Raw genomic sequence first — 25,323 nt, 5'->3', positions numbered from 1 at the left:
TAAAGGGCAGGCTGGCGCAGGGCAAATCCCTGCGCCAAATTTGCGTTTTGCCGCGCATCTTGAGTGCTAGAATGCAAGATTATCAATTGCTGGCCATGGCAAGGTTTGCCGAGGCTGGTTTCTAGCAGACGATGATAACCCGCAAACGCAGCAAAACCAGTCTGGTCAGCCTGCCTACTGTTCCTGAAGCGCCCACCATCGGTTTTCCCGTGGTGGCCATTGGCGCTTCCGCTGGCGGACTCGACCCTATTGTCGCTTTCCTGACCCATGTACCGCTGGAAAGCGGCATCGCCTATGTGGTGATCCAGCACCTTGATCCCACGCAAAAAGCCCTGTTGCCGGAACTGCTGCAGCGGGCCACCAGCATACCCGTCACGGAAATCACGCACCAGGCGTCATTGCGGCCCAACCATATCTATGTGATTCCGTCGAATGCCGACCTCGGCCTGTCGAAGGGCCGTTTCCTGCTCAGCGAACCGCTGCAGTTGCGCGGACACCGCTTGCCCATCAATGCCTTCTTTGAGAGTCTGGCGGTCGAGCTGGGCGAACTGGCCGTGGGCGTGATCCTGTCGGGCATGGGCAGCGACGGCACGCGCGGCTTGCAGGCCATCAAGCAGGCCGGTGGCCTGACCCTGGCCCAGCATCCCGATACGGCCAAGTTCGACATGATGCCGCAAAGCGCCATTGCCGCCGACGCCGTGGACCTCGTCGATTTTCCCGACAAGATGCCGGAAAAGATCATCAGTTACCTGTTTCGCAGCAGTTTCCTGGAATTGCCGGGCAAGGAGCCGAGCGGACGCAATTCTTTGCAGGAAATTGTCGCCTTGCTGGCCGAACATACGGGCAACAGCTTCTCGGACTACAAGGTCAATACGGTCCTGCGCCGCATCGAGCGCCGCATGAGCTTGTACCAGATGACATCGATGGAAGAGTACATTCCCTATCTGCGCAACAATCGCGTGGAAATCGACCTGCTGTTCAAGGAATTGCTGATCGGCGTGACGAATTTTTTCCGCGATCCGAAAGTGTGGGAATACCTGAAAATGGTGGTCTTGCCGCAAATGCTGGCGGCCCACCCGGAAGGGCGCGCCTTCAAGGCCTGGATTCCTGCCTGTTCCACGGGAGAGGAAGCGTATTCGCTGGCCATGGTCTTCCATGAAGTGGTGGCCGGCAGCAACCCGCCATCGAAGTACAGCCTGCAGATTTTTGCCACCGACCTGTCGGCCGACGCCATCGACCGCGCGCGCCAGGGCCGGTTTCCGCCAACGATCAGCAGCGATGTGTCGGCCGAGCGCCTGGAACGGTTTTTCTTGCAGGACAAGACCGATTACCTGGTCAGGAAAGAGATCCGCAACATGATCATCTTTGCCCAGCAAAACATCATTTCCGATCCGCCGTTTACCAAGCTCGATATCCTGTGCTGCCGCAACCTGTTGATCTACCTCAATGCCAAGTTGCAGCAGCGTTTGATTCCCCTGTTTCATTACGCCTTGAACCGCGACGGCGTTTTGCTGTTGGGCAGCGCCGACACGCCCGGACATTTTTCCGAGCTGTTCGCGCCGCTGACGACGTCGACCCGGCTGTACCGCCGGCTCGACAACCTGGCGCGCCAGCGCTTGCTGACGTACTTCCCCACGAAGGTATCGTCGGCCACTCCTCCTACCCCCAGCGACACGAGAGAAGTCAGCATGACTGGAAAAATCCAATCCCATGTCGAGCAATTATTGCTCCAGAAATATTCGCCTGCGGCCGTGCTGCTGAACCAGGATGGGGACATCCTGTATATCAACGGGCGCACGGGCGCCTTCCTGGAGCCGGCGGCAGGCAAGGCCAACTGGAATATCCACGCCATGGCGCGCGATGGCCTGCGTTACGAGCTGGCGGGCCTGATCAAGCAGGCGCTGCAAAGCGACAGCCTGGTACGCCTGAAAGGCTTGCTGCTCAAGGATCACGCAGGGCAGGCGCAGGGCGTGGATTTGACGGCGGAAGCCTTGCGCCAGCCCGAAGCGCTGCGCGGCATGCTCTTCGTGACGTTTGCCAGCGTGCCGCTGGCCGCCACCCCGCGCCGGGGCCGCTCGCTGAATCCCAAGGTGCTGGAACTGGAACAGCAGCTGATCCAGGCACGCAATGAAATCCAGGCCGTGCGCGATGAAATGCAGACCTCGCGCGAAGAATTGAAATCGGCCAACGAGGAATTGCAATCGACCAATGAAGAGCTGCAATCGGCGAACGAAGAGCTGACCACGTCGAAGGAAGAAATGCAGTCGTTGAACGAAGAACTGTACACGGTTAATGCGGAGCTGCAATCGAAGGTCGACGATTTGTCGCTGGTCAACAGCGACATGAAAAATCTGCTCAATAGTACCGATATCGCCACCATTTTCCTCGACAGCGAGCTGCGCATCCGCCGCTTCACGGCGCCGGCCACGCAAATCTACAAGCTGATCCAGACGGACCTGCGCCGTCCGCTCAGCGACATCGTCAACGACCTCGCCTACCCGAATCTGGAAGTGGACGCGCTGGAGGTCATCCGCAGCCTGGTGTTTTGCGAGCGGCAGGTGCAGACCAAGAACGGGCGCTGGTACAACGTGCGCATCATGCCGTACCGCACGGTGGAAAATGTCATTGATGGCGTGGTCGTGACCTTTATTAACATTACCGAGTCAAAGGTACTGGAAGCCCAGCTGCGCCAGATCCAGGCCGGCGCCGTGGCAGACGGGAAAGCAGGAGAGAGCGCGTCATGAGCGAACCATTCGACGAGGAGAGCGGGCCGGCCAGATTGCGAGAGCAGGCCGGGCAATTGGCGGCGCAGCAGCGCCAGCCCGTAGCGCCGCCGCAGTCGAATGAAGACGTGATGCGCCAGTTGCATGAGCTGCAGGTCAGCCAGATCGAGCTGGAAATGCAGAGCGCGGCCCTGGCCGAACTGGAGCAGCTGAAGAATGAATTTGAAAGCAGCCGCGACCGTTATGCGCAGCTGTATGAGCAGGCGCCCGTCAGCTATTTCTCGCTGGCGCGCGGGGGTGTCATCACACGCGTCAACGTAGCGGCCTGCGGCTTGCTGCAGCGCGACAAGAACCGGCTGTTGGGACGGCGTTTCGAGCAATTCGTTGCGCCGCAGGCGCAAGGGGACTTCCGCCGCTTCCTCGATGCGGTCTTTACCAACGGTGCGCGCCAGGTGCTTGAAGCGCAATTGTTCGAAGGCGAAGCGGGTGGCATGAGCGGCATGGTGCGCATCGAAGCCAATTATGATGCGGACAGCGCCACGGCGCGCATGGTGGTGACGGACCTGGGCGACGAGCACGCGCGCGAATCGGCCTTGCGGCGCGCTTTTGTGATACTCGACAGTATCCGCGAAGGCGTGCTGGTGACGGACAGCGCCAACCGCATCATTTCCGTCAATCCCGCTTTCACCACCATTACCGGCTACCAGGCGGAGGAAGCCATCGGCCGCGATCCGTCCTTCCTCGGCGGCGGCACGCATTTGCCGCATTTCTATGAAGCCATGTGGCGCAGCCTGCACCAGGATGGCAGCTGGTATGGCGAACTGGTGAACCGCCGCAAGAATGGCGAGCGCTTCGTCGAGTCGCTGTCGATCACGCCGATGCGCAGCCCGGATGGCGCGATCAGCCATTTTGTCGGCGTGTTTTCCGATATCACCGAGCGCAAGCTGGCCGAGGCGGACTTGCGCGAGTTGCACCGCGAGCTGGACCAGCGCGTGGTCGACCGCACGGCCGAATTGCTGCGGGCCAACCAGCATCTGCAGCTGGAAGTACACCAGCGCGAGCGGGCGCAGGAAGCCTTGCGCGATGCCGAGCGCTTCTTTCACGCCACCATCGATTCATTGACGGACCGCGTGCTGGTGCTGGACCGGGCGGGCCGCGTCGCGCATGCCAACCAGGCGTGCCTGGATTTTGTCGGGCAGATGCAAAAACCGCAGAATTACCTGGAGTTTTGCGAGCTGGACCCGCGCTGGCAGCGCAGCGCCGGGCGCGAGCTGGCCGCCGGCATCCGCGCCGTCATTGCCGGCAATGCGGACACGTTTGCGCTCGAGTATGAGTTTGCCACGCGCGCCGGCCCCCGCTGGTCGCAGGCCAGGATCAGCCGCTTTCTCGGCGAAGGGCCGCTGCGCGTGGTGGTGGCGCATACGGATATCACCGAACGCAAGCTGATGGATGGCGCCCTGCGCCAGTCGCATGCGCAGCTGCGCCAGCTGGCGCTGCACCTGGAAACGGCCAAGGAGGACGAGCGCAAGCGCATCTCGCGGGATATCCACGATGAGCTGGGGCAAAACCTGCTGGCGCTGCGCATCGATATTTCCATGCTCAGCGCGCGCACGGAAGGTTCCCATCCGCGCCTGCACCGCCGCGTCGGCGCCGTGCTCAGCAACGTCGACACCACCATCAAGAGCGTGCGCGGCATCATGAACGAGCTGCGCCCGATGGCGCTGGACCTTGGCTTGCAAGCGGCCATCGAGTGGCAGGTGGGCGACTTCCGCAAGCGCAGCGGCGTCGCTTGCCAGCTGCTGATACGCGACGAGGCATTGTTTTCCGCCATCGGCAGCCAGGTCGAGATCGTGCTGTTCCGCATCGTGCAGGAAGCGCTCAGCAACGTCATGCGCCATGCCCAGGCCAGCCAGGTGGAGATCGAACTCAGTTCGGATGCCTGCGCCGTGTATGTGGCCATCAGCGACAACGGCATCGGCATCACGCCGCAGCAGCAGCGCAAGAAACAGTGCTTCGGCCTGATCGGCATCGCCGAGCGGGTGACGGCGCTGGGCGGGCAATTCGAGGTCGGCATGCCGGCATCGGGCGCCGGTTGCCGCCTGGCCCTGCAGATCCCCTTGCAGGGGACGGGGCGGCCGGCCGCCTGATACAGAAATTGCAATGGGTTAATTTTTGCCGACTCATGCCGCCTGGACAGGCTATACTTTCGCCTGCTATTTATGGAGGGGCATATCTTGTTCAAAACAATCGTTTTACCAGTCGCCTTGTTGGGCGCGTTCGCCGGCGCACACGCCGACGAAGGGCAGTGGCAACCACATCAGCTGCCACAGCTGAAAGCCGAACTGAAACGGGTCGGCATCGAAATTCCTGCAGAAAAACTGGCTGACCTGAGCAAGCACCCGATGAGCGCCATTGTGTCGCTGGGCGGCTGCTCGGCCGCTTTCGTTTCCGACGCCGGCCTGGTGGTGACGAACCACCATTGCGCGTATGGCGCTGTGCAGCGCAATTCCACGCCGGAACACAATTACATCACCAACGGCTTCCTGGCCAAGACGCGCGCCGCAGAGCTGCCGGGCGGTCCGAACAGCCTCGTGTATGTGACGGACAAGGTGGAAAACGTCAGCGACCGCGTCTTGAAAGGCTTGACGGCCGACATGAGCGGCCGCGCGCGCCACGAAGCCGTGGAAAAGCGCGTCAAGGACCTGATCGCCGAATGCGAAACGGACAAGATGTACCGCTGCTCCGTGCCAGCCTTCCACCGCGGCCTCGAGTACTACCGCATCCGCCAGATGATGATACGCGACGTGCGCCTCGTGTACGCGCCATCGGACAAGATCGGCAACTTCGGCGGCGATATCGACAACTACGAATGGCCGCGCCACACGGGCGATTATTCGTTCCTGCGCGCCTACGTGGGCAAGGATGGCCGTCCGGCCGACCCGTCGCCCGACAACGTGCCGTACAAATCGAAGGATTTCCTGGTGGTCTCGGCCGAAGGCTTGAAAGCCGGTGACGGCATCTTGCTGGCGGGCTACCCCGGCCGCACCAGCCGCTACAAGCTGCCGGCGGAAATCCGCTTCGCGCGCGATACGGCCTTCCCCCTGAAAGTGTCGGAACTGCAAGCGGACCTGGCCGTGATGGCTGACGCCACGAATGGCGACGCGGCCGCTGCCGTGCGCTATGCGAGCGTGGTGAAAAGCATCAACAACGTGCTGAAGAAAACCCAGGGCTTGCTCGATGGTTTCGCGCGCAAGGACATCGCTGCCATCAAGGACGTGCAGGATGCCGAGTTCCGCGCCTGGTATGCGAAACAGCCGAACGTGTCGCCGACCCTGCTGGCCGAACTGGACGCGGCGATCGCCAGCGACATGGCCTTGAGCGAAGAAGAGTTCGCCTGGAGCGTGGCCACCAACAGCGACTTGCTGAAAAGCGCGCGCACCCTCTACCGTTTGTCGCTGGAGCGCCAGAAGGCGGATGCCGAGCGCGAATCGGGCTTCCAGCAGCGCGACCTGGCTTTCATCAAGGCCCGTCTGGCCCGCCTGGAACAGTCGTATGTCAACAAGGTCGACCAGGCGCGTTTTGAAGCCGGTCTGAAGCGCTACGCGCAACTGGCGGCGAAGAGCCATCCGCAAGGCCTGGACGCGCTGCTGCCGGCGCCAGCTGCCGTGGCGGCCCTGTACCAGCAGACGCAACTGGCTGACACGGCCAAGCGCCTGGCCTGGCTGGAGAAGGACCAGGCCGCTGTTGCCCAGTCCGACGACGCCTTCATGGCGCTGGCCATCAAGCTGCAGCCCGTCGAAGCGGCGCTGGAAGAGCGCCGCAAGGAAATCGACGGCAACCTGGAACGCGTGATTCCGCAATACATGCAAGCCGTGATTGCCTGGAAAAAGTCGCAAGGCAAACCGGTCTATCCTGACGCCAACTCGACCCTGCGCGTCACGTATGGCACGGTATCGCCGTACTCGCCGCGCGATGGCATCACCAAGGGACCGTTCACGACCGTGGAAGGCATCGTCGAGAAAGTCACGGGCAAGGCCCCGTTCGAAGCGCCGCAAGGCCTGATCGACGCCGTCAAGCAAAAACGCTACGGCCAGTTCCGCGATCCGGTGCTGGGCACGGTGCCCGTCAACTTCCTCACCAGCGCCGATACCACGGGCGGCAATTCCGGCTCGGCCGTGATGAACAAGCGTGGCGAATTGATCGGCCTGAACTTCGATTCGACGTATGAATCGATCACCAAGGACTGGTACTTCGACACGGCCATCACGCGCGCCATCCACCTCGACATCCGCTACATGCTGTGGGTGATGAAGGAAGTGGACCATGCGGATAACTTGCTGCAGGAAATGACCATCAAGTATCCGAAGGCTGCCAAGAAGTAATTTTTCCCAGCTGGGATAAAAGCCGCATCCGCCGCAGGGCCGATGCGGCTTTTTTGCGTATGCGCAACTAGTTTGAGTTCCATCAATATGCCAGCGTTCGCCATGGTTAGCATAAGCTAGGGAAACAAGTTTGAAGGGGGCAAGATGGATGATGGCGAGCTGGCAGCGGAACTGGCGCGCCTTTTCGGAGCGAGCTGGCGAGTCCAGGACAGCCGCTTGTTGCGTATGGATTTTCCGCGCGACGATGGCCCGCCTGATACCGCGCTGCTGGTTAACAGTTTACAGGCACACGAGGAAATGTCACGCGACTTCCGCTTCGACGTCGAACTGCTGTCCGACAATCTCCATGTTCCCCTGACAGCGATGATGGGACGCATGGTCACGATTTCGATGGTGCGCGATGACGCCAGTTTGCGCTATTTTAATGGTTATGTCGGCGAATTTCGCTTGTTGCGCAGCGATGGCGGTTTCGCGTTCTACCAGATGGTGCTGCAACCCTGGCTGGCGTTTTCCAGGCTGCGCATGGACAACGTCTCGTTCCACGAACGCACGGTCATCGACATCAGCGAAACGACCTTCGATCATTATGTGCAGCGCGACTGGCAAAACCGGTTGCATGAGGAAAAAGCGATATTAAGCTGCGCCAATCAGCATAATGAAACCGATTACAACCATCTGCACCGGCGCTGGGAAGACCAGGGTATTCATTATTGGTATGAACATCGCGCCGACGGTCATACGCTCTGTTTGGGCGACAATACCTGGCTGAGCGACAGCATTGATCCAGGCGACCGCGATGCCAGTGTAGCCGACGAGATGGTGTTTCGCAGCGGCGCGGGCTCGCTGGAGGGCGACGGCATACGCGATTGGCAGGCAATACGGAAGATCGCTGCAGGCTCGCTCACGCTGGCCAGCTTCAACTACAAACAGCCGTATGCCAGCCGCGCCAGCGGCTATGCGCTGCACCAGCAGGGCGACGTGTTTGCCCATGAACTGTATCAAAACACCGGCTATGGCTATGCCGACATGGGCGACGGCGAGGCGCTGGCGCAACGCCGCCTGGAGGAGCATAGCTGCCAGGCGCAATACTTCGAAGCTGACGGCAATCACCGCTGCGCCCAGGCCGGGCGCAGTTTCACGCTGGGCGGACACTTCAGCGGTAAGCAAGCCATGGCCGCCAGAGGTGAAGCGGCGCGTCCGGACATCCGCTCGCGCGAATACCTGATCCTGTCGGTCGATCATATCGCCAGCAACAATTACCAGGCAGGGACGGGCGCGAAGTCGCATTATGAAAACCGTTTTAGCTGCATCCGCAAGAGCATCCGCTGGTATCCGGGGCGGCACTTCAACAGCACGCCTTGTGCCTTGCCCGGCGTGCAGACCGCGATTGTCACCGGGCCGGCAGGCGAAACCATTCATACCGACGCGCTGGGCCGGGTGAAGGTGCAATTCCACTGGGACCGGCTGGGCAAGTTCGACGCGGGCAGTTCGCCGTGGGTCAGGGTCATGACGCCATGGGCGGGCCAGGCGTTCGGCCAGATCGCGTTGCCGCGCATCGGCCAGGAAGTGCTGATCCAATTTCTCGACGGCAATATCGACCGTCCCGTCATTGTCGGCGCGGTGTACAACGGCAAGCATGCGCCGCCGTGGAATTTGCCGGGGCAATGCGTACTGGGCGGCTGGCGCAGCGCCGAGCTGATGCCTGGCGGCGGCTACGGTGTGCGCGGCAACCAGCTGGTGCTCGACGACACGCACCAGCGCATCCAGGCGCAACTGAAAAGCGATCATCAGCACAGCCAATTGTCGCTCGGCTACATCAGCCGCATCGAAGACACCAGCGGGCGCAAGGATGCGCGTGGCGAGGGCTGGGAACTGGCGTCAGACGCCTGGGGCGTGGCGCGCGCCAGCCGCGGCATGTTGCTGACCACTGAAGCGCGCCCTGGCGCCGCCTCGCATATCAAGAGCATGGATGAAACCTTGCGCCGGTTGGCCGAGGCCGCTGAGCGGCACAAGGCGCTTGCCGCCTTGGCACAGCATTGCGGCGCGCAAGAAAGCGCCGCCCAGCAGGGCGCCATCGCCGATGTGCTCAATGCCCAGCATGCGGCGATCAAGGGTGCCGGCGGTGGCGAAGGCGTGTTTCCGGAGTTATCCAAGCCGCATCTGGTGCTGGCCAGCCCGGCCGGTATCGAAACGACGACCGCGCAATCGACGCACATCGCCAGCGCCGAGCACACCGCGCTGACGACCGGGCGCGACCTGTCGCTGGCGGCCGGCGGCGGCCTGTTCGCCAGCATCGGCGCAGCATTCCGCCTGTTCGTCCATAAGGCTGGCATGAAACTGATCGCCGCAGCTGGCCCGGTGCAAATCGCGGCGCAAACCGATACGGTCGATATCGTCGCCAACAAGGTTCTGGAATTGATCAGTCAGACCGACTGGGTGAATATTCGCGGCCGCAAAGGCGTGCGCCTGCATGGCGCCGATTGTATGCTTGAAATTAGTGACAAGGTACAGTTTTTTACCGCGTCACCGACGCTGTTTCATGGAAACCTGGAAACGCTGGCACCCAAGAACCGGGCGCAACCGGAGATGGAATCCCCCATCGCGCCGGTAGCGGGGCAATTGCAGCATACGATCCAGGCCCATGCGGATGGCGGCCAGTACGCCAATGTGCCATACACGCTGTACAACGGCGAAGTTGAAGTCGAGCAAGGCCTGACCGATGAATTCGGCCGCATCCTGATCGCGCACCAGGACGGCACCCCGCGCTACCGTGTCGTCCTTGGCAATGGCGAAGAGTTTTCATTGCAGGCCAGCGCACGCTTCGACCCGAACGCGGCGCCTGACGGCGAACAGAAGCTGTCGAACCGCGGCTTGCGCGCGCTCGACGATACTGCCGATGGCCGCTGGGTTCAATGATGCACGACACTGACTGGAGAGCGCCATGCCGGAATCGAGCGGCCGCATCGAAACCACCCACATCGACGAGGTTGGCCGTACCGCGGCCAGTTCGCTCCAGTGGCTGCTGGAAAACCGCAACCTGAAGGGCAAGGCCACTCATCCGATTACGCACAACAACAAGCTCGCGCTGTTCATTTGCGGCCAGGAAGCGTTCGCCGACATCGCCGGCGAGATTGCCAGGGCTGAAAAGTCCATCGACCTGTGCTGCTGGGGCTTCGATCCGGGCATGGAACTGGTGCGCGGCAACAGCGCCACCTGGCCGCGCGGCGACACGTATGGCGACTTGCTGATCGCCGCCGCCCGGCGTCACGTCAGGGTGCGCCTGCTGATCTGGCATGACCGGATCGGTTCGCCGATGGTGCACAATATGCCGGGTCATTCGCACGGCACCTCGCCATGGAAAACCGATGGACAACGCACCGACAAGCTCAGCGCTAAAGCCAGCCTGGCGATGTTGCACGACGCGGTCAAAAAAAAGAAACCGGTTGTAGGCAACGGTTATTGGGGCAAGTACGTCCGGCCTGAGGATATCCCGATGCTGGCGCGTGAAGAATATTGCCACAGCTGGTATGCGGCCGCGTTCAGCGGTTTGTTTGGCGGCCTTGAGATTCGCTTGCGGCACGGCGACAGCGGCGCGATCGGCAAGAGCATCGCGACTGAAATAAACCAGCCGGGCGGCTTGACGATGGGGGAAATCGAGAAGCCCGGCATGCAATACCTGGGCACGCACCACCAGAAGCCGGTTCTGATCGATTTCGACCACGAAGAGGGGGCCAAGGCCGTCGGTTACGTGATGGGCCTGAACTCGGTGACCGATTATTGGGACACGACGGCCCATCTGCTCGACGATACGCGCCGCGAACAGGGCGGTGTCAACGAGCGGCGCGAGTGCTTGCAGGGAAGGGCTGCGGACGGCGGGTTCGCCACGTTGAAACCGTATCAGGATTACGCCTGCCGCATCGACGGCGGCAAGGCGCTCATTGCGCTGTACAACAATTTCGCGAAGGCATGGGATCGCGCGGCCGGCGACCGCACGCGTTCGGCTTCCACCGACTGTGTAAGCCGGGAGTTGCCATGTGGCAGCCCACCGGCGCGGCTGTTGCGCGAGGCCGGGAAGGATGACTCCACCGTGCAGATCGTCCTGACCCAGCCCGAGGAGCAGGACAAGACCATCAAGGAAACCTACTTTCGCGCCGTGACCCAGGCCAGCCTGGCGGCCGGCTACCTGTACGTGGAAAACCAGTATTTTCAATATGAAGAATGGGCGCGGCACTTGCTGGCCGAGCGCAAGAAGGTGGTCGCCGCCTGGAAGGCCGGCAGTGTCAAGGCGGGCAAGAGTCTTGAAGATATGCCGGTCATGCACGTATTCATCGTCATCCCCGTGCCGGAACGCGCGCAGATGGTGCCGCGCACCCACGACACGCTGGCAGCGCTGGGGCAGCACGATGGCATGACGGGGCAAAACACCATGATCGACGGTTACAACAAGCGACAGAAAACCCGGCGTGTCAGGGATGAATTCGGCGTTCCCTCCGAGGTGGCGGTCCAGTTGCCTGACGTGGTGCGGCACTCCAACGGCATCAACAAACCCGGTGCGATGACGCTCGAGAGCGAATTCGGGCTGAAGGTATCGGTGGCCATGCTCAATGTCAGCGCGTTTGACAACGGCCGCTGGCGCTACCGTGAAATCTACATCCATTCCAAACTGATGCTCGTCGACGACGTGTTCATGACGCTGGGGAGCGCCAACCTGAACCAGCGCAGCATGGCCGTCGACAGCGAAATCAATATCACCACCATCGACCACCGCGTGGCGCGTGATTTGCGCAAGCGGGTGTGGCGCATGCATAGCGGCGGGCTGGTCGATGGTGGGGGTGGGACGAAGGCGGAGATTGTGGATGCTTTTGAAAAGTGGGGAAACTTAATGAAGGCCAATCGGACGAAAAAGCTGGCAAAACAAGGAGGAGCAAAATTAAAAAAAATGATTGGTTTTTTGTTGCCATTAGAAGATAGCCGAAGTTCTACCATACGTCTGGGGTGAGCATGAAAAAGTATCAAAATATATTCATTCGCCTGCCATGTTCCGTATTGGTAGTTTTCCTGTGTATCCCTTTATTCGCCTGCAAAATGCCAAACGACAAAGAAGACGTCTTGCCACGCAACCAAAGCCTACCCCTCTTCAATCCACATGTCCCCGATTTCATTTGTGAAATCGAATCGAACAAGGTGCCGCCCGTCGATGCGCAAGCGGAGGAGTGGTTTCTCGAAGCACGCGCCATGGAAGATCCTGAAATTGCCGTGGACGACCGCGATTACAAAAAAATCGTCGCTCTGACGCGTCAAGCGGCAGAGCGGTTGCATTGGAAGGCGATGCTCAATCTGTCCAGCCTGTATGTGGAAGGACGCGATCCCTTGCATGGTGAGGAAGAGGCGGTGCAACTGGTGGAAAAGGCAATGCGGCTTGGGATACCGGCAGCTTATGACCGGATGGGGACGTACTATGCGAATAGCACCGGCGTTGACGGCGACAACACTCGCGCCTATGCTTTCTGGCAAAAGGCTGCTGTCATGGGGAATCCTCAGGCGATGGCATTTTTAGGAGAGAAATTAAGAGCGGGAACAGACGGTGCTATTCCTGGATATTGGGCCAATATTCCTGTGGCGATAAAAATGATGGCATGTGCGCTTTCTCAGGGATACGGACCTGCTGCGTTTAACTTACACTATTTGTATGCAATACCAAGAGCTGCGAATGGCGATGAGATTGGTGATCGAACTCCCGCAACCAAACAGCGTGCTCTAAATGTATTGCATGAGGGAGTCAAGTTTGGTTGTGCAGAGTGTGCGAGCGCATTGGCAATTGAATTTGGTTCTCCTTTTGATCTTGCCGATATGCTGGTTCCATATGTGGACAAAGCGCGCGGTGAACGTTATGCGGTACTTAATCGTGCTCTCGGCTTCAACCCCAATCGCCGCTTCCCCAACCTCGATAAAATATTGCCATTACCGCCGGCCGATCTGCCGCCGTGGGATGGCCAACGAAAGAGCCTGCTCGACGCTGCCATGGGCGTGCGCCCGCCGCCAACCACCCCGAAGCCAAGCGCCACCTCGCTGTTGCAAAAACCATATTTCCTGGCCGCCGACTATGCGCTCCGCCCCACCGGCTTGCACAGCGACGCGCCGAGTGCGCCGTTTTCCGCATACTGGCAACCCGCCGGTGGGCAGGGTTTGACGGAGCCGGCCCGGCTGTTTCTCAAAGGCGAAGAGTTCCGCCATTTCAGCGTGCTCGATGCCGATGGCAGGAGCCGTTATGGCCTCGTGACGTGGGAACAGTGCCTGACGATACGGCATAACCATGGGGCCGTGGAACCGCGCGCGGCGCGCGGTTTGCTGCGCGAGGTGACGCGGCCCGAGCCATGGTTGAGCTGCACTTGCGGGCAAGCCTGTCCGGTCAGCGGCGTCTGGCAACCGTGGGTAGCGGCCGACCATCCGCTGCAGGCCATCGTCAACCAGTACTGGCGCCAGGCGTGGTTGAGCCAGGGTACGCCGTTCCCGCGACCGCGCCGCGACTGGCTGCTCGATTTGCCGGACGACGACGTGATGTGGCATTTGATGGATGCGTCCATTGCAGACCCGGCTAACGCTTAACGTTCACAGCTGTGCTGGCGTCATTGCCGCCACCGGCAATTGAAAAGACCGTGGCACCATCGCCGGCGACAGCTCGTCGCCGCCGTCCGCCATGGCCAGGCGGCCGCTCAGCAGCATCACGTAGCCGTGGCCCAGCGACCAGCCGGCGTTCGCGGCGGCCTTATCCCAGCGGGGATCGAGGCCCGCTTCGCGCACGGCCATGCTTGCTGCCTGCAGCACATACTGGAAGCACGCTTGCACCGATTCCTGCAGGGCGGGGAACTGGCGCACCTCCTGGTGCTCGAACATCTCTGACTCGCCGGTTTGCGGTCCCGCCATCGTCCGCACTGTTCACGCGCCACCGCCTGCCGCATCGGCTGCGCCACGTATAATTCTTTTCACTTCCCATCCTTATTTTTTTTCGACAGGCCCGCCATGCCCCCGACTCCCGCTTTACCCCTTGATTGGCAGACATTTGAAACTGCCTACGACGTGGAAGAAACCTGCTTCAAGCTGGCCAGCGCGTCGCTGGCCTTGCTGGGCGCGTCCCCATTCAAGGATCAGGCATTTTCCGCCTTTGCCTTCAACGCCGTATCGTTTCCATCCCTTTCGCTGAGCCTTGACACCGATCCCGCCAACCGGGAGCGCGATTACTATCCTCCGGATTGGTCGAACGAGTGCATCGAAGTCGACGTGCCGGAAATCGGCCAGCTGTGGGAGGAGGGGTATGCCAGGATCGAAGGCGCGCTGCTCGAGCTGATCGACGCTGCCGATGACGAACTGCTCGATGCCATCGAGGAGGGCTATCTGCACAGCCTGAGGAAAACCATGGTGCGGCTAGAAACGAGCCAGGCTTTCGAGCAGATCAGGACCTGCCCGCAATTCTGGACCGTGGTCACGCAAATCGACGCCGATACGGAGGAAGAGGAGCGGCTGCTCGACCAGGTGCGCCAGGGTCTGCCGGCGTGAGCCTCCGCCGCCATTGCAGGCCGCGCGCTATAGCAGGGCTTGCCAGCGCCTGACTTCCGCGTCCGTCAGCATCGGCCCCCAGCCGCCGCGCAGCGCCGCATCGTGCTGCACATAGTGCGCAAGCGGTGGCGCCGCCACGCCGTGCCTGGCGCAGATATCAAGGACGGCTTCCAGCTGCCGCCGGCTTGCCGGAAGGTCATCGCCATGCCAGGTGCAGGCGCTCGTTTCCAGCACATGCCCGACAAGTTGCTCCAGCGTGCCGAGCAGGTGCCCGGGCATGGCCAGGCGGATGTCATCCGGCCAGGGGTCGCCCATGCCGGTCACCGCCAGGGATGCAAAACCATGCTCCCATGCCGAAAAATCCCCAGGCGCGATCTGCGCCACTTTCCACACGTGTTCGGCGAATGCGGACAGCGCCGGATGGTGAATGTCAAAGCGCTGGCAAAAGCGTTGCAGGCAGCTTACGGCAATGCATTGCCTGGCGGTCACCGAGAGCGTGTCTATCGATATGTTGCGCATGAAAGTTCCTGACGTTGGCACTCGCCGATCACTGGGTCAATCTGACTTGATTGCGGTTGCCCCGCCTGGCAAGGCAGCCTGCCGCAACGCCTCCACCGGCAACTGGAAAAAGCGCGGCACCATCGCCGGCGACAAATCGTCGCCGCCGTCCGTCATGGCCAGGCGGCCACTCAGCAGCAGCATCACGTAGCCATGGCCCAGCGACCAGCCGGCGCTGGCGGCGGCCTTGTCCCAGCGCGGGTCGAGGCCCGCTTCGCGCACGGCCGCGCCGGCCGTCTGCAGCACGTACTGGAAGCACGCTTGCGCCGCTTCCATCAGGGCGGGGAACTGGCGCACGTCCTGGTGTTCGAACATCAGCCGGTAGTGGGCCGGCGCGGCCAAGGCGAATTCGATGTATTGCTGGCCCAGCAACTGAAAACGCTGTTCGGAGGGCAGGCTGCCCTGCGGCGGCAGTTCTGCCTCCCATTTGGCGATCAGGCTGGCGAAGCCGGCTGCCGCCACGTCGGCCAGCAAGGCTTCCTTGCTGGGGAAGTGGCGGTACACGGCGGCGATCGACACGCCCACCGTGCGCGCCAGTTCGCGCAGCGAGAGGGTGGCGTCGTGCTGCTGCGCCAGTTGGGCGATGGTGGCGGCGACCAGGGTGTCGCGCAGGTTGCCGTGATGGTAAGTACTTGTGCTTGTCATTCGATGTTATCGCTGTTCACATTGTCGTGTATGATGGCCATGTTATCACTGAACACATGGAGAGCACATGCAAGAGATAAGCAACGTGGTACGCGCCGTGGCCTTGCCGCCAGGCGCCAGCATCGCCCCCTTGTATCCGGGCAGCAACCTGGCCGACGCGTATGCCGTCGGCCTGCCCAGCGCTGGTGTACGGCAGATGGATATGCAGGCCCTGGCGCGTGTGGTGCTATGCAGCCAGCCGCGCTGGGCGCAGTGGCTGCTGGCGGTGCGCGACACGATAGTCTCGCCCTTCGGCATCAAGACGGCAAGACAGCTGGCGGCCAAGCTTGATGGACGCATCGGCATCTTTCGCATCTATGCCGTCAGCGATGATGAAATCATCGTGGGCGAGGACGATAGCCACCTGGACTTCCGTTTGTCCGTGCTGCGCAACCGGGACGCGGGGCTGCATGGCAGCGTTACCTTTTCCACCGTCGTGCATTGCCATAACTGGATAGGGCGTACCTACATCCTGGTGATCCGGCCATTTCACAAGCTGATCGTGCGGCGTACGCTGGCGCGCGCCGTCAAGGGGGGCTTTGCCTGAGTAGGGAAGGGCTGCGGCGGTGCGGGCAATCTTGCTTATTCATGGCTGGTATTGCATACTGCACCACCAGCCTCATCACGATTCCCATGAACGATACGCTTCTCCTGCTGGGTTTTGCCACCACGCCGCTTGAACTGATTTCCTTTGTCCTGGCATTGACAACCGTTGCGCTGAACATCCGCCAGAATCACTGGGCGTGGCTGTTCGCCATCATTTCCTCGGCCGCCTACGGTTTCGTGTTTTTCGAATCGCGCCTGTATGGCGACATGGCCTTGCAACTGCTGTTTATCAGCGTCTCGTTCTGGGGCTGGTACCAGTGGCTGCACCCGGCCAGCGGCGGCAAGACCTTGCCTGTCACGCGCCTCGATGGACGCGGCTGGATGGCGTGCGCCGCAGGCTGGCTGGTCGGCTTCCTGCTGATCGCCTGGCTGCTGACGACGACGGATACGGACGTGCCCCACGCGGACGGCTTCCTCACGGCAGGCAGCCTGGTGGGGCAATTCCTGCTGTCGCGCAAGAAACTGGAAAACTGGATCGCCTGGATCATCGTCGACGTGCTGTATGTGTGGCTATACCTGCACAAGGGACTGACCCTGACGGCCGTGCTGTATGCCTTCTTCGTCGTGATGGCCATCATCGGCTTGCTGGCGTGGAGAAAGTCGGCCCCGGCCGCGCCGAGCGCGATGGTCCTCAAGTGATGGAGCGTTGCGTGCGCGTGGCCATCCTGGGCGCGGAATCGTCGGGCAAGTCGACCCTGGCAGCCGCCCTGGCCGAACGCTACGGCACCGTCTGGGTGCCGGAATACTTGCGCGAATTTGTCGAGAAGCAGGGCCGGGTGCCCGTCGCAGCCGACCAGTTTGGCATTGCGCGAACGCAAGTCGAACGCGAAGCGGCCGCCACCGCGCAGGCGCGCCACTTCCTGTTTTGCGATACGACGCCGTTGATGACGGTGGTCTACAGCCGCCATTATTTCAATGGCGCCGATGCGCCGCTGGCGGCGCTGGCCGATGCCACGCAGTACGATCTGACGTTGGTGACGGCGCCCGACAGCCCGTGGGTGGCCGACGGCTTGCAGCGCGAGTCGGAAGCCGTGCGCCAGCTGATCTACCGCTATCTGCTCGACGAGCTCGATGCGCGCGGCATCGCCTACCACGTGCTGCACGACAGCCTGGAGGCGCGCCTGGAACAGGCGGCGCCCTTGCTGCAGCAGGCGCTCGATGCGGCGCCTGCCTTTACGTCAACTTAATTAAAAGTCGAATTGCGCCGACACCTTCAAGGTGCGGCTTGCACCCGGGAACAGGTAGCCGCCTGCTTCCGGAGTCACATCGCGCCAGTAGAACTTGTCCGTCACGTTGTTGACGGTGGCGCGCAGCACGGCTGGCGTGCCGGCCAGGCGCGTGGCCCAGGCGGCGCCCAGGTTGAACACGCTGTACGAAGGCACGAAGGTGGTGTTGTTGTTTTCAAACGCCTTTTTGCCCGCATATTCCCAGCTGCCATTCACGCTCAAGCCCGCCACTTGCGGCACGGCGTAGTCGGCGTGCACGGCCGCCTTGAAGGCCGGCACGTTGGGCACGCGCTTGCCATCGTAGTCCGCACTGCCCGTGCCTGATTGCTGGCTGTTCAGGGCCGTGATGGACGCGCCCAGGTTCAGGTTGGCCGATGCCTTGCCTTGGGCAGACAATTCCAGGCCACGGTGCTGGGCCTGGCCCGCGCGCACGAAGTTGTAGGTGCTCATGCTGCTGTCGAGGTACTGGTTGAATTCCAGGCCCTTGCGGATCTGGAACAGGGTGGCGGCCACCATGAAGTCCTGCGTCAGGTCCGCCTTCACGCCCAATTCGACCTGCTTCGAGCGGCTCGGCGTCAGTTCCACATTGGCGTTTTCCGCGTAGCGGTCGGCCGTGCCGCCGTGCTCCATGCCCTGCGAATACGATGCATACACGGCGATATTGTCTTGCGGGTTGTACACCAGCGCCACGTTCGGCAACAGGAAGTCGTGCTTGGCGCGGATTTCCGTGTCGGCCTTCAGCACATACTGGTAGCCATCCACATTGATGTGGCGCAGGCCGCCATGCAGCTTCCAGTTGGGCGCCAGGCTGACGATGTCCTGCACGAAGACGGATTTTTCCTTGTCGTTGCGTACCAGGCGCACGGGGCCCGTGACGCCGTCGGATGGCGCGACGATGACGGGGCGATAAATGTTGCTGATGCCCACTTCGTCGTACACGTACTTGCCGGCCCGGTCCTTGCGGTTGAAGTACGACACGCCGGCAGTGAATTCGTGGCGCAGGCTGCCGGTGGCGAACTTGCCCTGGATCATGGCTTGCGCGCTCAGCGGCTTTTTCGTTTCGCCCAGGCTGCGGAAGTCCCATACGGAGAAATCGCCATTGCTGCAGAAGACGGGCGCCCAGCTTTCCGGGCTGCAGCCATACGGATACGCCGTGTAGTCGTCGCGCTTGAACGAGTGCTGGTTGGCGGACAGGGTGGCGTGCCAGTCATCATTGAAGGCGTACTGGAAGCGCAGGCCGAGGTTGCTGGTGACGGTTTCCACCGGATGCGTCCACGGCTGCTTGTTGAGCATGGTGTCGGCGCTGACGTTGGCCGGCAGGCTGCCGTTGCTCAGCAGCTGGAAGCCGGGCGCCGTGACCTGCGCCTTGTCCTGGTAGTCGGCGTCGAGCTGCAGCAGCGCTTGCGGGGAAATCTGCCAGTCGAAGGCGCCGGAAATGAACCGACGGTTGCCGTCCGCGCCCTTGATGTAGGAACGCAGGCGCTCGGCTGCCACGTTGACGCGGTAACCGAAGCGCGTGTCTTCCAGGCGTCCGCCCAGGTCGACGGCGCCATACACGGTGCCCCGTTCGCGCGCTTCCACGGTGACGCTGCGCAGCGGTGCGGCGGTGGGGCGCTTGACGATGAAGTCGATCACGCCGCCAGGCGCGGCCACGCCTGCCTGCAAGCCGGCCAGGCCTTTTAATACTTCGATGCGTTCCTTGTTTTCCAGCGGAATTTGCGTGTCGCCAGGAATGGCCACGCCATCCTTGCGGTAGCTGGAGTTCGTGTCGAGCTTGAAGCCGCGGATGGTGAACTGTTCTGCGTAGCCGACGGCGTTGTACGATTCGTTGATGCTGGCGTCGAGCTTGACGGCATCGCTGAGATTGCGGATCTGCAAGTCCTGCATGTCTTTTTGCGAAATGACGGTGACGGACGCCGGTGTCTGCAGCAGCGGCGCGTCGGTAAAGCCGCCCACGGAGGCGCGCTTGGCGGCCGGCGCCTTGCTGGCCGTGACGACGACTTCGGCCATGTTTTGGGCCTGCGGATCGGTGGCTTCGGCGGTGTCGTTCGCAGCAAAGGCAGGCGCGGCAAACGCGTGCAGGATGGCCAGGGTCAGTACAGGACGGGAAAAATGCGCAGATAAATTCGGTGTGGACATAGATTGCTCGTGGTTCAAGCCGTCTCTGTAAAGAGCACGGCAGGCTGCTTGTTCGGCTGGCGCCAACGCAGGAGCTATCAAAGGAGGGAGGTACTTTGCGCTTTCCTTCGCTGGCATTATCCAGATCAGGTACGAAGGGTATCTCTCACCCGGATAACGACTCCAGGACCCCTAGCGGTTGACAGCTTAGCATGAACCACGGCCAGCTGTCCCCCTGGCTGACCGTTTTACAACAGTGTGGCTGGAATTTGCAAACTGCGCTACAGACTCAGTTCCAGCACCTTGCGGCTGACGGCGGGCGTCACTTCGCGCTGCTCGCCCAGCGCCGTCATGCCGTGCGCTTCCAGGGCGGACACGACGGCATCCACGCTGGCGTGGTTCAGGCCGTAGTCGGCCAGGCGCGTCTTGACGCCCATGTGGCGGAAGAAGAATTCCGTGCGCGCGATGGCGGCCTCGATGCGGCCATCCTCGTCGCCGCCGTCGAGTCCCCACACGCGGGCCGCGTATTGCAGCAGCTTGGCGCGCTTGGCCTGCTTGCGCACGCGCAGCATGCTGGGCAGGATGATGGCCAGGGTTTGCGCATGGTCGAGCTCGTACAATGCCGTCAATTCGTGGCCGATGGCGTGCGTGGACCAGTCCTGCGGCACGCCCACGCCGATCAGGCCGTTCAAGGCCAGGGTGGCGCTCCACATCACGTTGGCGCGCACGTCGTAGTCGTCCGGGTGCGACAGGGCTTTCGGGCCTTCCTCGATCAAGGTCAATAAAATGCCTTCGGCGAAGCGGTCTTGCACGGACGCGTTCACAGGGTAGGTCAAATACTGTTCCATGACATGCGCAAACGCATCGACGACGCCATTGCCCACCTGGCGTAGCGGCAAGGTGAACGTTTTCGACGGGTCCAGCACGGAGAATTTCGGATACACCTTGCGGCTCATGAACGAGCGCTTTTCCTGCGTGGCCTTGCGCGTGATCACGGCCGAGCCATTCATTTCGGAACCCGTGGCCGGTAACGTCAATACCGTGCCGAAGGGCAGGGCGGCCTCGACGATCTTGCCGCCTTTCGCCAGGATGTCCCACGCCTCGCCTTCATGCAGGGCGGCCGCGGCGATGAATTTGGTGCCATCGACCACGGAACCGCCGCCGACGGCCAGCAGGAAATCGATGCGCTCGCTTTTCACCATGGCCACGGCCTGCATCAGGGTTTCATAGCTGGGATTGGGTTCGATGCCGGCAAATTCCAGCAAGGTATGGCCGGCCAGCGCCGCCTTGACTTCATCGTAGACGCCGTTCTGCTTGATGCTGCCGCCGCCATACGTCATGAGCACTCTGGCATGCGGCGGGATCAGCGCCGTGATGGCGGCGATCTGGCCCTGGCCGAAGAGGATTTGCGTCGGATTGTAAAAGTCGAAATTGAACATGGGGCTCCTGCCGCTGGGGTTTAGGCTGTTGCTGAGCCATGATTATGGCCGAACGGGTGGAAACGTGTCGTGGACGCTTGAGCTTTTCGCCCGCGCGGTGGAGAATGCAGCCGATGTCACCACCACGCGAAAAGGAATGCGCATGACCAACGTCCCACTGGAAGAATCCGGCTTGCCGGCCACCGCGCTCGACATGCACCGCGCCATCGGCGCCACCATCGCCGCGCTGCAGGCACTGGACTTGAACAGCCAGCGTTTCGAGGCGTGCACGGACCCGGAACTGCGCCGCGTGCTCGCGCATGCGGGCGACACCAGCCGCAAGGAAGCGGCCATGCTGCTCGAATGGATGCGCCGCCGCGATGCGCGCCTGGACGCGGCCATGAAGGAAGCGCTGTTCAAGGCGGGACCGATTGTTGCCCAGTATCACTATGACGAGAAAATATTGTAACTATTGGTTTGTTACTGTGGCGTACCATGCGCCACTTTTGCATCGTTTCGCGTAGACTGTGCCCCTAATTAAATTTAACGTCGGATAGCAGCGGCTGTCCGGTGTATTCCAGGGGGCTTCAAGAAATGAGATCATTACCATACCGAGAAGGCAGCTGGTTTGCCGTGCCCTTGCCGGGCGGCGGCTATGCCGTCGGCGTGGTGGCGCGCAGGGCGCCTGCCGGGCGCATCATGCTGGCGTATATGTTCGGGCCGAAGCGCGACAGCTTGCCGACGCTCGATGAGCTGGAAGGCTTGCGGCCGGAACAGGCCGTACGCCGCCTGCGCACGGGCGACATGGCCCTGCTCAACGAGCGCTGGCCCCTGCTGGGTGACAGCCTCCACTGGGAGCGCGACGCCTGGCCCATGCCGGCCTTTATCCGCCGCAATGAATCCTTGCAGCGCGCCTGGCGCGCCAGCTATGCGGACGCGGACCCTGCCAAGCTGAACCGCGAGGAATCGATCCCCTTCGATACGCCGGGCATGGAGAGCGATTCCCTGTACGGCTACGGGGCGACGGAATTGCTGATGAATAAATTGCTGGCGCAGGAGCAGGCGTCCGCTTGACCGTTGTCGGGCGGCGGAAACGCCGGAGCCGGTAGCGTAGGTCGGATTAGCGCCTGGCGCGTAATCCGACAGGAACAGCCAACAATGTTGTCGGATTATGCGAGGCAAGGCCTCGCTGATCCGACCTACGCCGCTGGCAAGCTGATCTGAAACGCCAGGCCGCCGCCTTCGCGGTTGCGCACTTGCAATTCGGCGCCATGGCGCAGCAGCACGCGGTCGACGATGGCCAGGCCCAGGCCGGCGCCGTTTGCCTGCCCGCGCGCCGTGTCGAGGCGGGTGAACGGCTTCATCAGTTGCTCGATCTTTTCTGCCGGCACGCCCGTGCCGTGGTCTTGCACTTCGATGATGACCTTTTTCGCGCCGTGGCTGGTGCGCACCTGGCAGGCGATGTCGATTTCCGTCACGTCGCTGCCCGGCGTCTTGCCATAGCGGCGCGCATTCTCGATCAGGTTGTTCAGCACGCGGCGCAGGTCGGTGGGGTTGCCCATCGCATGCGCGCCGTCGGCGATGCTGGCGTTGATCTTCACATCCGGCAGGCGCATGGCTTCGCGCGTCATGTCGCTGAGCAGGCCACTGAGGTCGACGTCCGTAAAGCTCGACGCTTCCGTCGGCTTGGCATAGTCGAGGAACTGGCCGATGATGGCGTCCATCTGCCCGATATCGGACTGGATGCCTTCGCGCGCCTCGTCCGACAGGTTCGCCATTTCCACTTCCAGCTGCATGCGCGCCAGCGGCGTGCGCAAGTCGTGCGAAATGCCGGCCAAAATCACGGCGCGGTCCGATTCCACCTGTTTCAGATCATCGACCATCTGGTTGAAGCTGCGGTTCGCCTCGATGATTTCGATCGGGCCCTTTTCCGGCAGCGGCGCCGGCTGCTTGCCCTTGGCGATGTCGCGCGCGGCCGCCGTCAAACGCGACAGCGGCAGATTGATCAGGCTGGAAATGATGGCCGCGCCCAGCAGGGACAGCAGCGACACCAGGCTGGCCCAGCCCAGCCACTGGAAGCCCGTCAAGCCGCGTAGGCGCTCCCGGTCCAGCATCAGCCAGTACTCGTCGTCGTCGATCTTGAAGCTGACCCAGAAGCCGGCCACGCCGTTGACGCGCGCGGAAAAGCGCGTGTCCTTGCCCAGCTTGGCCTTCACCAATGCCTCGATGTCGGGCATCAGGTAATTGTCGGGCGGCGGCTCGATGCGGTCGTCCTCTTCCAGCGAGAAGATGCGGATGCCTTCATTGCTGACGAGATCGAACAGCAGCTCGCGCCGCAGCTCGGGAGCCGAGTGCGTCAGTGCCGCATGCGTGATGGTGACGACGGAAATGATCTGGGCGGAAATCTGCTGCGCCTGCGGCTCGCGCTGGATGAAGGAAATCATGCTGAACCAGGCGATCATGCTGACCGTGGTCAAGGTGCCGAGCAGCAAAAAGGTGCGCCAGAACAAGCCGCTTTTCAGCCGCGCCAGGCTGATATCGGGAAAAAGCTTCATCATGCCTCGCCTGCGATCAGCGCGGCTGTCCGTCCGGGATGAAGACGTAACCTAAGCCCCACACGGTCTGGATGAACAGCGGGCTCGACGGATCAGGTTCGATGAGTTTGCGCAGGCGCGAGATTTGCACGTCCAGGCTGCGGTCGAACACTTCGTATTCGCGGCCGCGCGCCAGTTCCATGAGTTTCTCGCGCGACAGCGGCTGGCGCGCATGGCGGGCAAACACTTTCAGCACAGAAAATTCACCGGTTGTCAGCGGCACTGTTTCGCCATTCTTTTTCAGGGTACGCGTGCCCAGGTCCAGCACGAAGTCGCCGAATTCGAAGGTTTGCGGCGTTTCCGACGGTGCACCCGGGATTTCATCGGGACCCTTGCGGCGCAGCACGGCGCCGATGCGGGCCACCAGTTCACGCGGATTGAATGGTTTCGGCAGGTAATCGTCGGCACCCATTTCCAGGCCCACGATGCGGTCCACGTCCTCGCCCTTGGCCGTCAGCATGATGATCGGCGTCTGGTCGCCCGCGCCGCGCAGGCGGCGGCAGATCGACAGGCCGTCTTCGCCCGGCAGCATCAGGTCGAGCACCAGCAGGTCGTAGCGTTCGCGCAGCCACAGTTTGTTCATGGCCGTCGCGCTCTCTGCCGTGAAGACATTGAAGCCCTGTTCGGTCAGGTAGCGCCGCAGCAGGTCGCGCAGGCGCACATCGTCATCGACTACCATGATTTTTGCCTGGTGGCCGTGGATCGATTGCGTTGTTGTATTGCTGCCGGAAGTGGAGGTTGTGGTCATTTAGGGTGTCGTGTTATCTTATATTAGTTGCTATAGTAACGCCTCGCGCGGCGTCGGCAAGGGGCTGTGGCGACCCATTACAAAGTGTTACAAACTTTACCCAATTACTCTTACTGCACCGTGTAAAGCATCATACACTGGGGCCACAGTGGAAATCAGCTTTAGTTTATACGGCATCGCGGAAGAGGAACTCAATGAATATCTTTACTAAAAAAATTCACGCCGCTCCCAGCGCAGCTATTGCTGCACGTACGACCGTGCTGTCCGCATTTGCCGTTTGTTCCGTGTTTGCCGCCAGCCTGGCGGCAGCGCAAAACCAGCCGCCGCCACGCCGTGACGACCAGCAGCAAATGCAGGCCCAGCGGTATGAACAGGTACAGCGCAGCAACAGCAATGATACGCGACTGCGCGAACAGCGTGACGCACGCAGTTTCGACACGCGCGCAGAAGAGCAGCGCCGCGCCAACGAAGGCGCCGACGCCTCGCGCCGCACGGGCCGCATGACGCCCGACGAACGGCGCGACCTGCGCCGCCAGATCAACGAAGTGGGGCAGGACATTTACTCGAATCCCCCGCGCCGCTAGGCAGCCATTCCCCCTCCGACAGGGCCATCTCGCAAGACATGGCCCTGTTTGCATCTGGCCGCATGCATTGTTGCTCAGTCAGGCACACGGCCCCGCCCCGTGATATTGTTCTAGTGCACGGAGGCAAT

20 protein-coding genes and 1 riboswitch are annotated in these 25,323 nt (G+C 61.8%); of the genes, 13 read left to right on the top strand and 7 right to left on the bottom strand.

The window, feature by feature from the left end; genetic code table 11:
• Positions 1 to 131 precede the first annotated feature (131 nt).
• From CSQ91_RS12030 to CSQ91_RS28670, 6 genes are all read left to right on the top strand, one after another.
• Positions 132 to 2,744 (top strand): chemotaxis protein CheB, encoded by a 2,613-nt coding sequence (locus CSQ91_RS12030; protein ID WP_099388356.1) that lies wholly within the window; start codon positions 132 to 134, stop codon positions 2,742 to 2,744.
• Positions 2,741 to 4,870 (top strand): PAS domain-containing sensor histidine kinase, encoded by a 2,130-nt coding sequence (locus CSQ91_RS12025; RefSeq protein ID WP_240317581.1) that lies wholly within the window; start codon positions 2,741 to 2,743, stop codon positions 4,868 to 4,870. The genes CSQ91_RS12030 and CSQ91_RS12025 overlap by 4 nt, the downstream gene beginning before the upstream one ends.
• Positions 4,871 to 4,957: 87 nt before the next feature.
• Positions 4,958 to 7,105, top strand: coding sequence for a S46 family peptidase (locus tag CSQ91_RS12020; protein WP_371933469.1), 2,148 nt, complete (start codon positions 4,958 to 4,960; stop codon positions 7,103 to 7,105).
• A 144-nt stretch (positions 7,106 to 7,249) separates the two neighbouring features.
• On the top strand, positions 7,250 to 10,021 hold the full coding sequence (locus CSQ91_RS12015; protein WP_099388354.1) for a type VI secretion system Vgr family protein: 2,772 nt from the start codon (positions 7,250 to 7,252) through the stop codon (positions 10,019 to 10,021).
• Between the two features lie 25 nt (positions 10,022 to 10,046).
• The gene (locus CSQ91_RS12010) at positions 10,047 to 12,104 is read left to right on the top strand and encodes a phospholipase D-like domain-containing protein (RefSeq protein WP_099388353.1); all 2,058 of its coding nucleotides are present in this window, start codon (positions 10,047 to 10,049) and stop codon (positions 12,102 to 12,104) included.
• 2 nt (positions 12,105 to 12,106) lie between these two features.
• Positions 12,107 to 13,711 carry a tetratricopeptide repeat protein gene (locus CSQ91_RS28670; protein ID WP_143451017.1) on the top strand — a complete coding sequence of 535 codons (1,605 nt, stop codon included), beginning with the start codon at positions 12,107 to 12,109 and terminating at the stop codon, positions 13,709 to 13,711.
• 3 nt (positions 13,712 to 13,714) lie between these two features.
• Here CSQ91_RS28670 and CSQ91_RS11995 read toward each other — a convergent pair whose 3' ends face one another.
• Positions 13,715 to 13,999 carry a hypothetical protein gene (locus CSQ91_RS11995; RefSeq protein ID WP_099388350.1) on the bottom strand — a complete coding sequence of 95 codons (285 nt, stop codon included), beginning with the start codon at positions 13,997 to 13,999 and terminating at the stop codon, positions 13,715 to 13,717.
• A 126-nt stretch (positions 14,000 to 14,125) separates the two neighbouring features.
• Here CSQ91_RS11995 and CSQ91_RS11990 point away from each other — a divergent pair, with 126 nt between their 5' ends.
• Positions 14,126 to 14,659: a DUF4303 domain-containing protein gene (locus CSQ91_RS11990; protein WP_143451016.1), complete on the top strand. Its 534-nt coding sequence runs from the start codon at positions 14,126 to 14,128 to the stop codon at positions 14,657 to 14,659.
• 27 nt (positions 14,660 to 14,686) lie between these two features.
• Here the strand turns inward: CSQ91_RS11990 and CSQ91_RS11985 are convergent, their stop codons facing one another.
• Both CSQ91_RS11985 and CSQ91_RS11980 read right to left on the bottom strand, forming a co-directional pair.
• Positions 14,687 to 15,178 carry a hypothetical protein gene (locus CSQ91_RS11985; protein WP_099388349.1) on the bottom strand — a complete coding sequence of 164 codons (492 nt, stop codon included), beginning with the start codon at positions 15,176 to 15,178 and terminating at the stop codon, positions 14,687 to 14,689.
• A 36-nt stretch (positions 15,179 to 15,214) separates the two neighbouring features.
• A complete protein-coding gene (locus tag CSQ91_RS11980) occupies positions 15,215 to 15,862 on the bottom strand; it encodes a TetR/AcrR family transcriptional regulator (RefSeq protein ID WP_099388348.1) in 648 nt (215 codons plus the stop codon).
• Between the two features lie 67 nt (positions 15,863 to 15,929).
• On the opposite strand from CSQ91_RS11980, the gene CSQ91_RS11975 reads away from it, so the two are divergent.
• From CSQ91_RS11975 to CSQ91_RS11965, 3 genes are all read left to right on the top strand, one after another.
• Positions 15,930 to 16,448: a DUF2867 domain-containing protein gene (locus tag CSQ91_RS11975; RefSeq protein WP_099388347.1), complete on the top strand. Its 519-nt coding sequence runs from the start codon at positions 15,930 to 15,932 to the stop codon at positions 16,446 to 16,448.
• Positions 16,449 to 16,534: 86 nt separating this feature from the next.
• Positions 16,535 to 17,146: a nicotinamide riboside transporter PnuC gene (gene pnuC / locus CSQ91_RS11970; RefSeq protein WP_070282197.1), complete on the top strand. Its 612-nt coding sequence runs from the start codon at positions 16,535 to 16,537 to the stop codon at positions 17,144 to 17,146.
• Positions 17,146 to 17,694 (top strand): AAA family ATPase, encoded by a 549-nt coding sequence (locus CSQ91_RS11965; RefSeq protein ID WP_070255517.1) that lies wholly within the window; start codon positions 17,146 to 17,148, stop codon positions 17,692 to 17,694. Before pnuC ends, CSQ91_RS11965 begins: the two co-directional genes overlap by 1 nt.
• Here the strand turns inward: CSQ91_RS11965 and CSQ91_RS11960 are convergent, their stop codons facing one another.
• Positions 17,695 to 19,872 (bottom strand): TonB-dependent siderophore receptor, encoded by a 2,178-nt coding sequence (locus CSQ91_RS11960; RefSeq protein WP_099388346.1) that lies wholly within the window; start codon positions 19,870 to 19,872, stop codon positions 17,695 to 17,697.
• 85 nt (positions 19,873 to 19,957) lie between these two features.
• Positions 19,958 to 20,055: riboswitch (TPP riboswitch) on the bottom strand.
• A 77-nt stretch (positions 20,056 to 20,132) separates the two neighbouring features.
• Positions 20,133 to 21,290: an iron-containing alcohol dehydrogenase gene (locus tag CSQ91_RS11955; protein WP_034779411.1), complete on the bottom strand. Its 1,158-nt coding sequence runs from the start codon at positions 21,288 to 21,290 to the stop codon at positions 20,133 to 20,135.
• 142 nt (positions 21,291 to 21,432) lie between these two features.
• Here CSQ91_RS11955 and CSQ91_RS11950 point away from each other — a divergent pair, with 142 nt between their 5' ends.
• Entirely contained in the window at positions 21,433 to 21,738 is a 306-nt protein-coding gene (locus CSQ91_RS11950; protein WP_070282200.1) for a ferritin family protein, read from the top strand.
• Between the two features lie 125 nt (positions 21,739 to 21,863).
• Entirely contained in the window at positions 21,864 to 22,343 is a 480-nt protein-coding gene (locus CSQ91_RS11945; RefSeq protein ID WP_034779408.1) for an Imm26 family immunity protein, read from the top strand.
• 125 nt (positions 22,344 to 22,468) lie between these two features.
• Here the strand turns inward: CSQ91_RS11945 and CSQ91_RS11940 are convergent, their stop codons facing one another.
• The gene (locus tag CSQ91_RS11940) at positions 22,469 to 23,827 is read right to left on the bottom strand and encodes a sensor histidine kinase (protein ID WP_034779404.1); all 1,359 of its coding nucleotides are present in this window, start codon (positions 23,825 to 23,827) and stop codon (positions 22,469 to 22,471) included.
• A 13-nt stretch (positions 23,828 to 23,840) separates the two neighbouring features.
• Positions 23,841 to 24,542 carry an osmolarity response regulator transcription factor OmpR gene (gene ompR, locus CSQ91_RS11935; protein ID WP_223278807.1) on the bottom strand — a complete coding sequence of 234 codons (702 nt, stop codon included), beginning with the start codon at positions 24,540 to 24,542 and terminating at the stop codon, positions 23,841 to 23,843.
• Between the two features lie 263 nt (positions 24,543 to 24,805).
• On the opposite strand from ompR, the gene CSQ91_RS11930 reads away from it, so the two are divergent.
• Complete coding sequence (locus CSQ91_RS11930; RefSeq protein ID WP_070255514.1) at positions 24,806 to 25,195, top strand: hypothetical protein; 390 nt, start codon at positions 24,806 to 24,808, stop codon at positions 25,193 to 25,195.
• Positions 25,196 to 25,323: the final 128 nt, after the last annotated feature.

Origin of the sequence: Janthinobacterium sp. BJB301 (assembly GCF_002735685.1) — a bacterium.
GTDB lineage: Bacteria > Pseudomonadota > Gammaproteobacteria > Burkholderiales > Burkholderiaceae_D > Janthinobacterium > Janthinobacterium lividum.
The sequence above is the reverse complement of the archived record's forward strand: the minus strand, read 5'-3'. Positions and strand labels throughout refer to the sequence as shown.

Bases quoted from the DNA above. Each gene is read 5' to 3' on its own strand.
- CSQ91_RS11980 (WP_099388348.1), bottom strand. From the start codon at position 15,862: ATGACAAGCACAAGTACTTACCATCACGGCAACCTGCGCGACACCCTG.
- CSQ91_RS12030 (WP_099388356.1), top strand. From the start codon at position 132: ATGATAACCCGCAAACGCAGCAAAACCAGTCTGGTCAGCCTGCCTACT.
- CSQ91_RS12025 (WP_240317581.1), top strand. From the start codon at position 2,741: ATGAGCGAACCATTCGACGAGGAGAGCGGGCCGGCCAGATTGCGAGAG.
- CSQ91_RS28670 (WP_143451017.1), top strand. From the start codon at position 12,107: ATGAAAAAGTATCAAAATATATTCATTCGCCTGCCATGTTCCGTATTG.
- CSQ91_RS11990 (WP_143451016.1), top strand. From the start codon at position 14,126: ATGCCCCCGACTCCCGCTTTACCCCTTGATTGGCAGACATTTGAAACT.
- CSQ91_RS11975 (WP_099388347.1), top strand. From the start codon at position 15,930: ATGCAAGAGATAAGCAACGTGGTACGCGCCGTGGCCTTGCCGCCAGGC.
- CSQ91_RS11950 (WP_070282200.1), top strand. From the start codon at position 21,433: ATGACCAACGTCCCACTGGAAGAATCCGGCTTGCCGGCCACCGCGCTC.
- CSQ91_RS11985 (WP_099388349.1), bottom strand. From the start codon at position 15,178: ATGCGCAACATATCGATAGACACGCTCTCGGTGACCGCCAGGCAATGC.
- CSQ91_RS11940 (WP_034779404.1), bottom strand. From the start codon at position 23,827: ATGATGAAGCTTTTTCCCGATATCAGCCTGGCGCGGCTGAAAAGCGGC.
- CSQ91_RS12010 (WP_099388353.1), top strand. From the start codon at position 10,047: ATGCCGGAATCGAGCGGCCGCATCGAAACCACCCACATCGACGAGGTT.
- CSQ91_RS12015 (WP_099388354.1), top strand. From the start codon at position 7,250: ATGGATGATGGCGAGCTGGCAGCGGAACTGGCGCGCCTTTTCGGAGCG.
- CSQ91_RS11930 (WP_070255514.1), top strand. From the start codon at position 24,806: ATGAATATCTTTACTAAAAAAATTCACGCCGCTCCCAGCGCAGCTATT.
- CSQ91_RS11945 (WP_034779408.1), top strand. From the start codon at position 21,864: ATGAGATCATTACCATACCGAGAAGGCAGCTGGTTTGCCGTGCCCTTG.
- ompR (WP_223278807.1), bottom strand. From the start codon at position 24,542: ATGGTAGTCGATGACGATGTGCGCCTGCGCGACCTGCTGCGGCGCTAC.
- CSQ91_RS11965 (WP_070255517.1), top strand. From the start codon at position 17,146: ATGGAGCGTTGCGTGCGCGTGGCCATCCTGGGCGCGGAATCGTCGGGC.
- CSQ91_RS11960 (WP_099388346.1), bottom strand. From the start codon at position 19,872: ATGTCCACACCGAATTTATCTGCGCATTTTTCCCGTCCTGTACTGACC.
- pnuC (WP_070282197.1), top strand. From the start codon at position 16,535: ATGAACGATACGCTTCTCCTGCTGGGTTTTGCCACCACGCCGCTTGAA.
- CSQ91_RS11995 (WP_099388350.1), bottom strand. From the start codon at position 13,999: ATGTTCGAGCACCAGGAGGTGCGCCAGTTCCCCGCCCTGCAGGAATCG.
- CSQ91_RS11955 (WP_034779411.1), bottom strand. From the start codon at position 21,290: ATGTTCAATTTCGACTTTTACAATCCGACGCAAATCCTCTTCGGCCAG.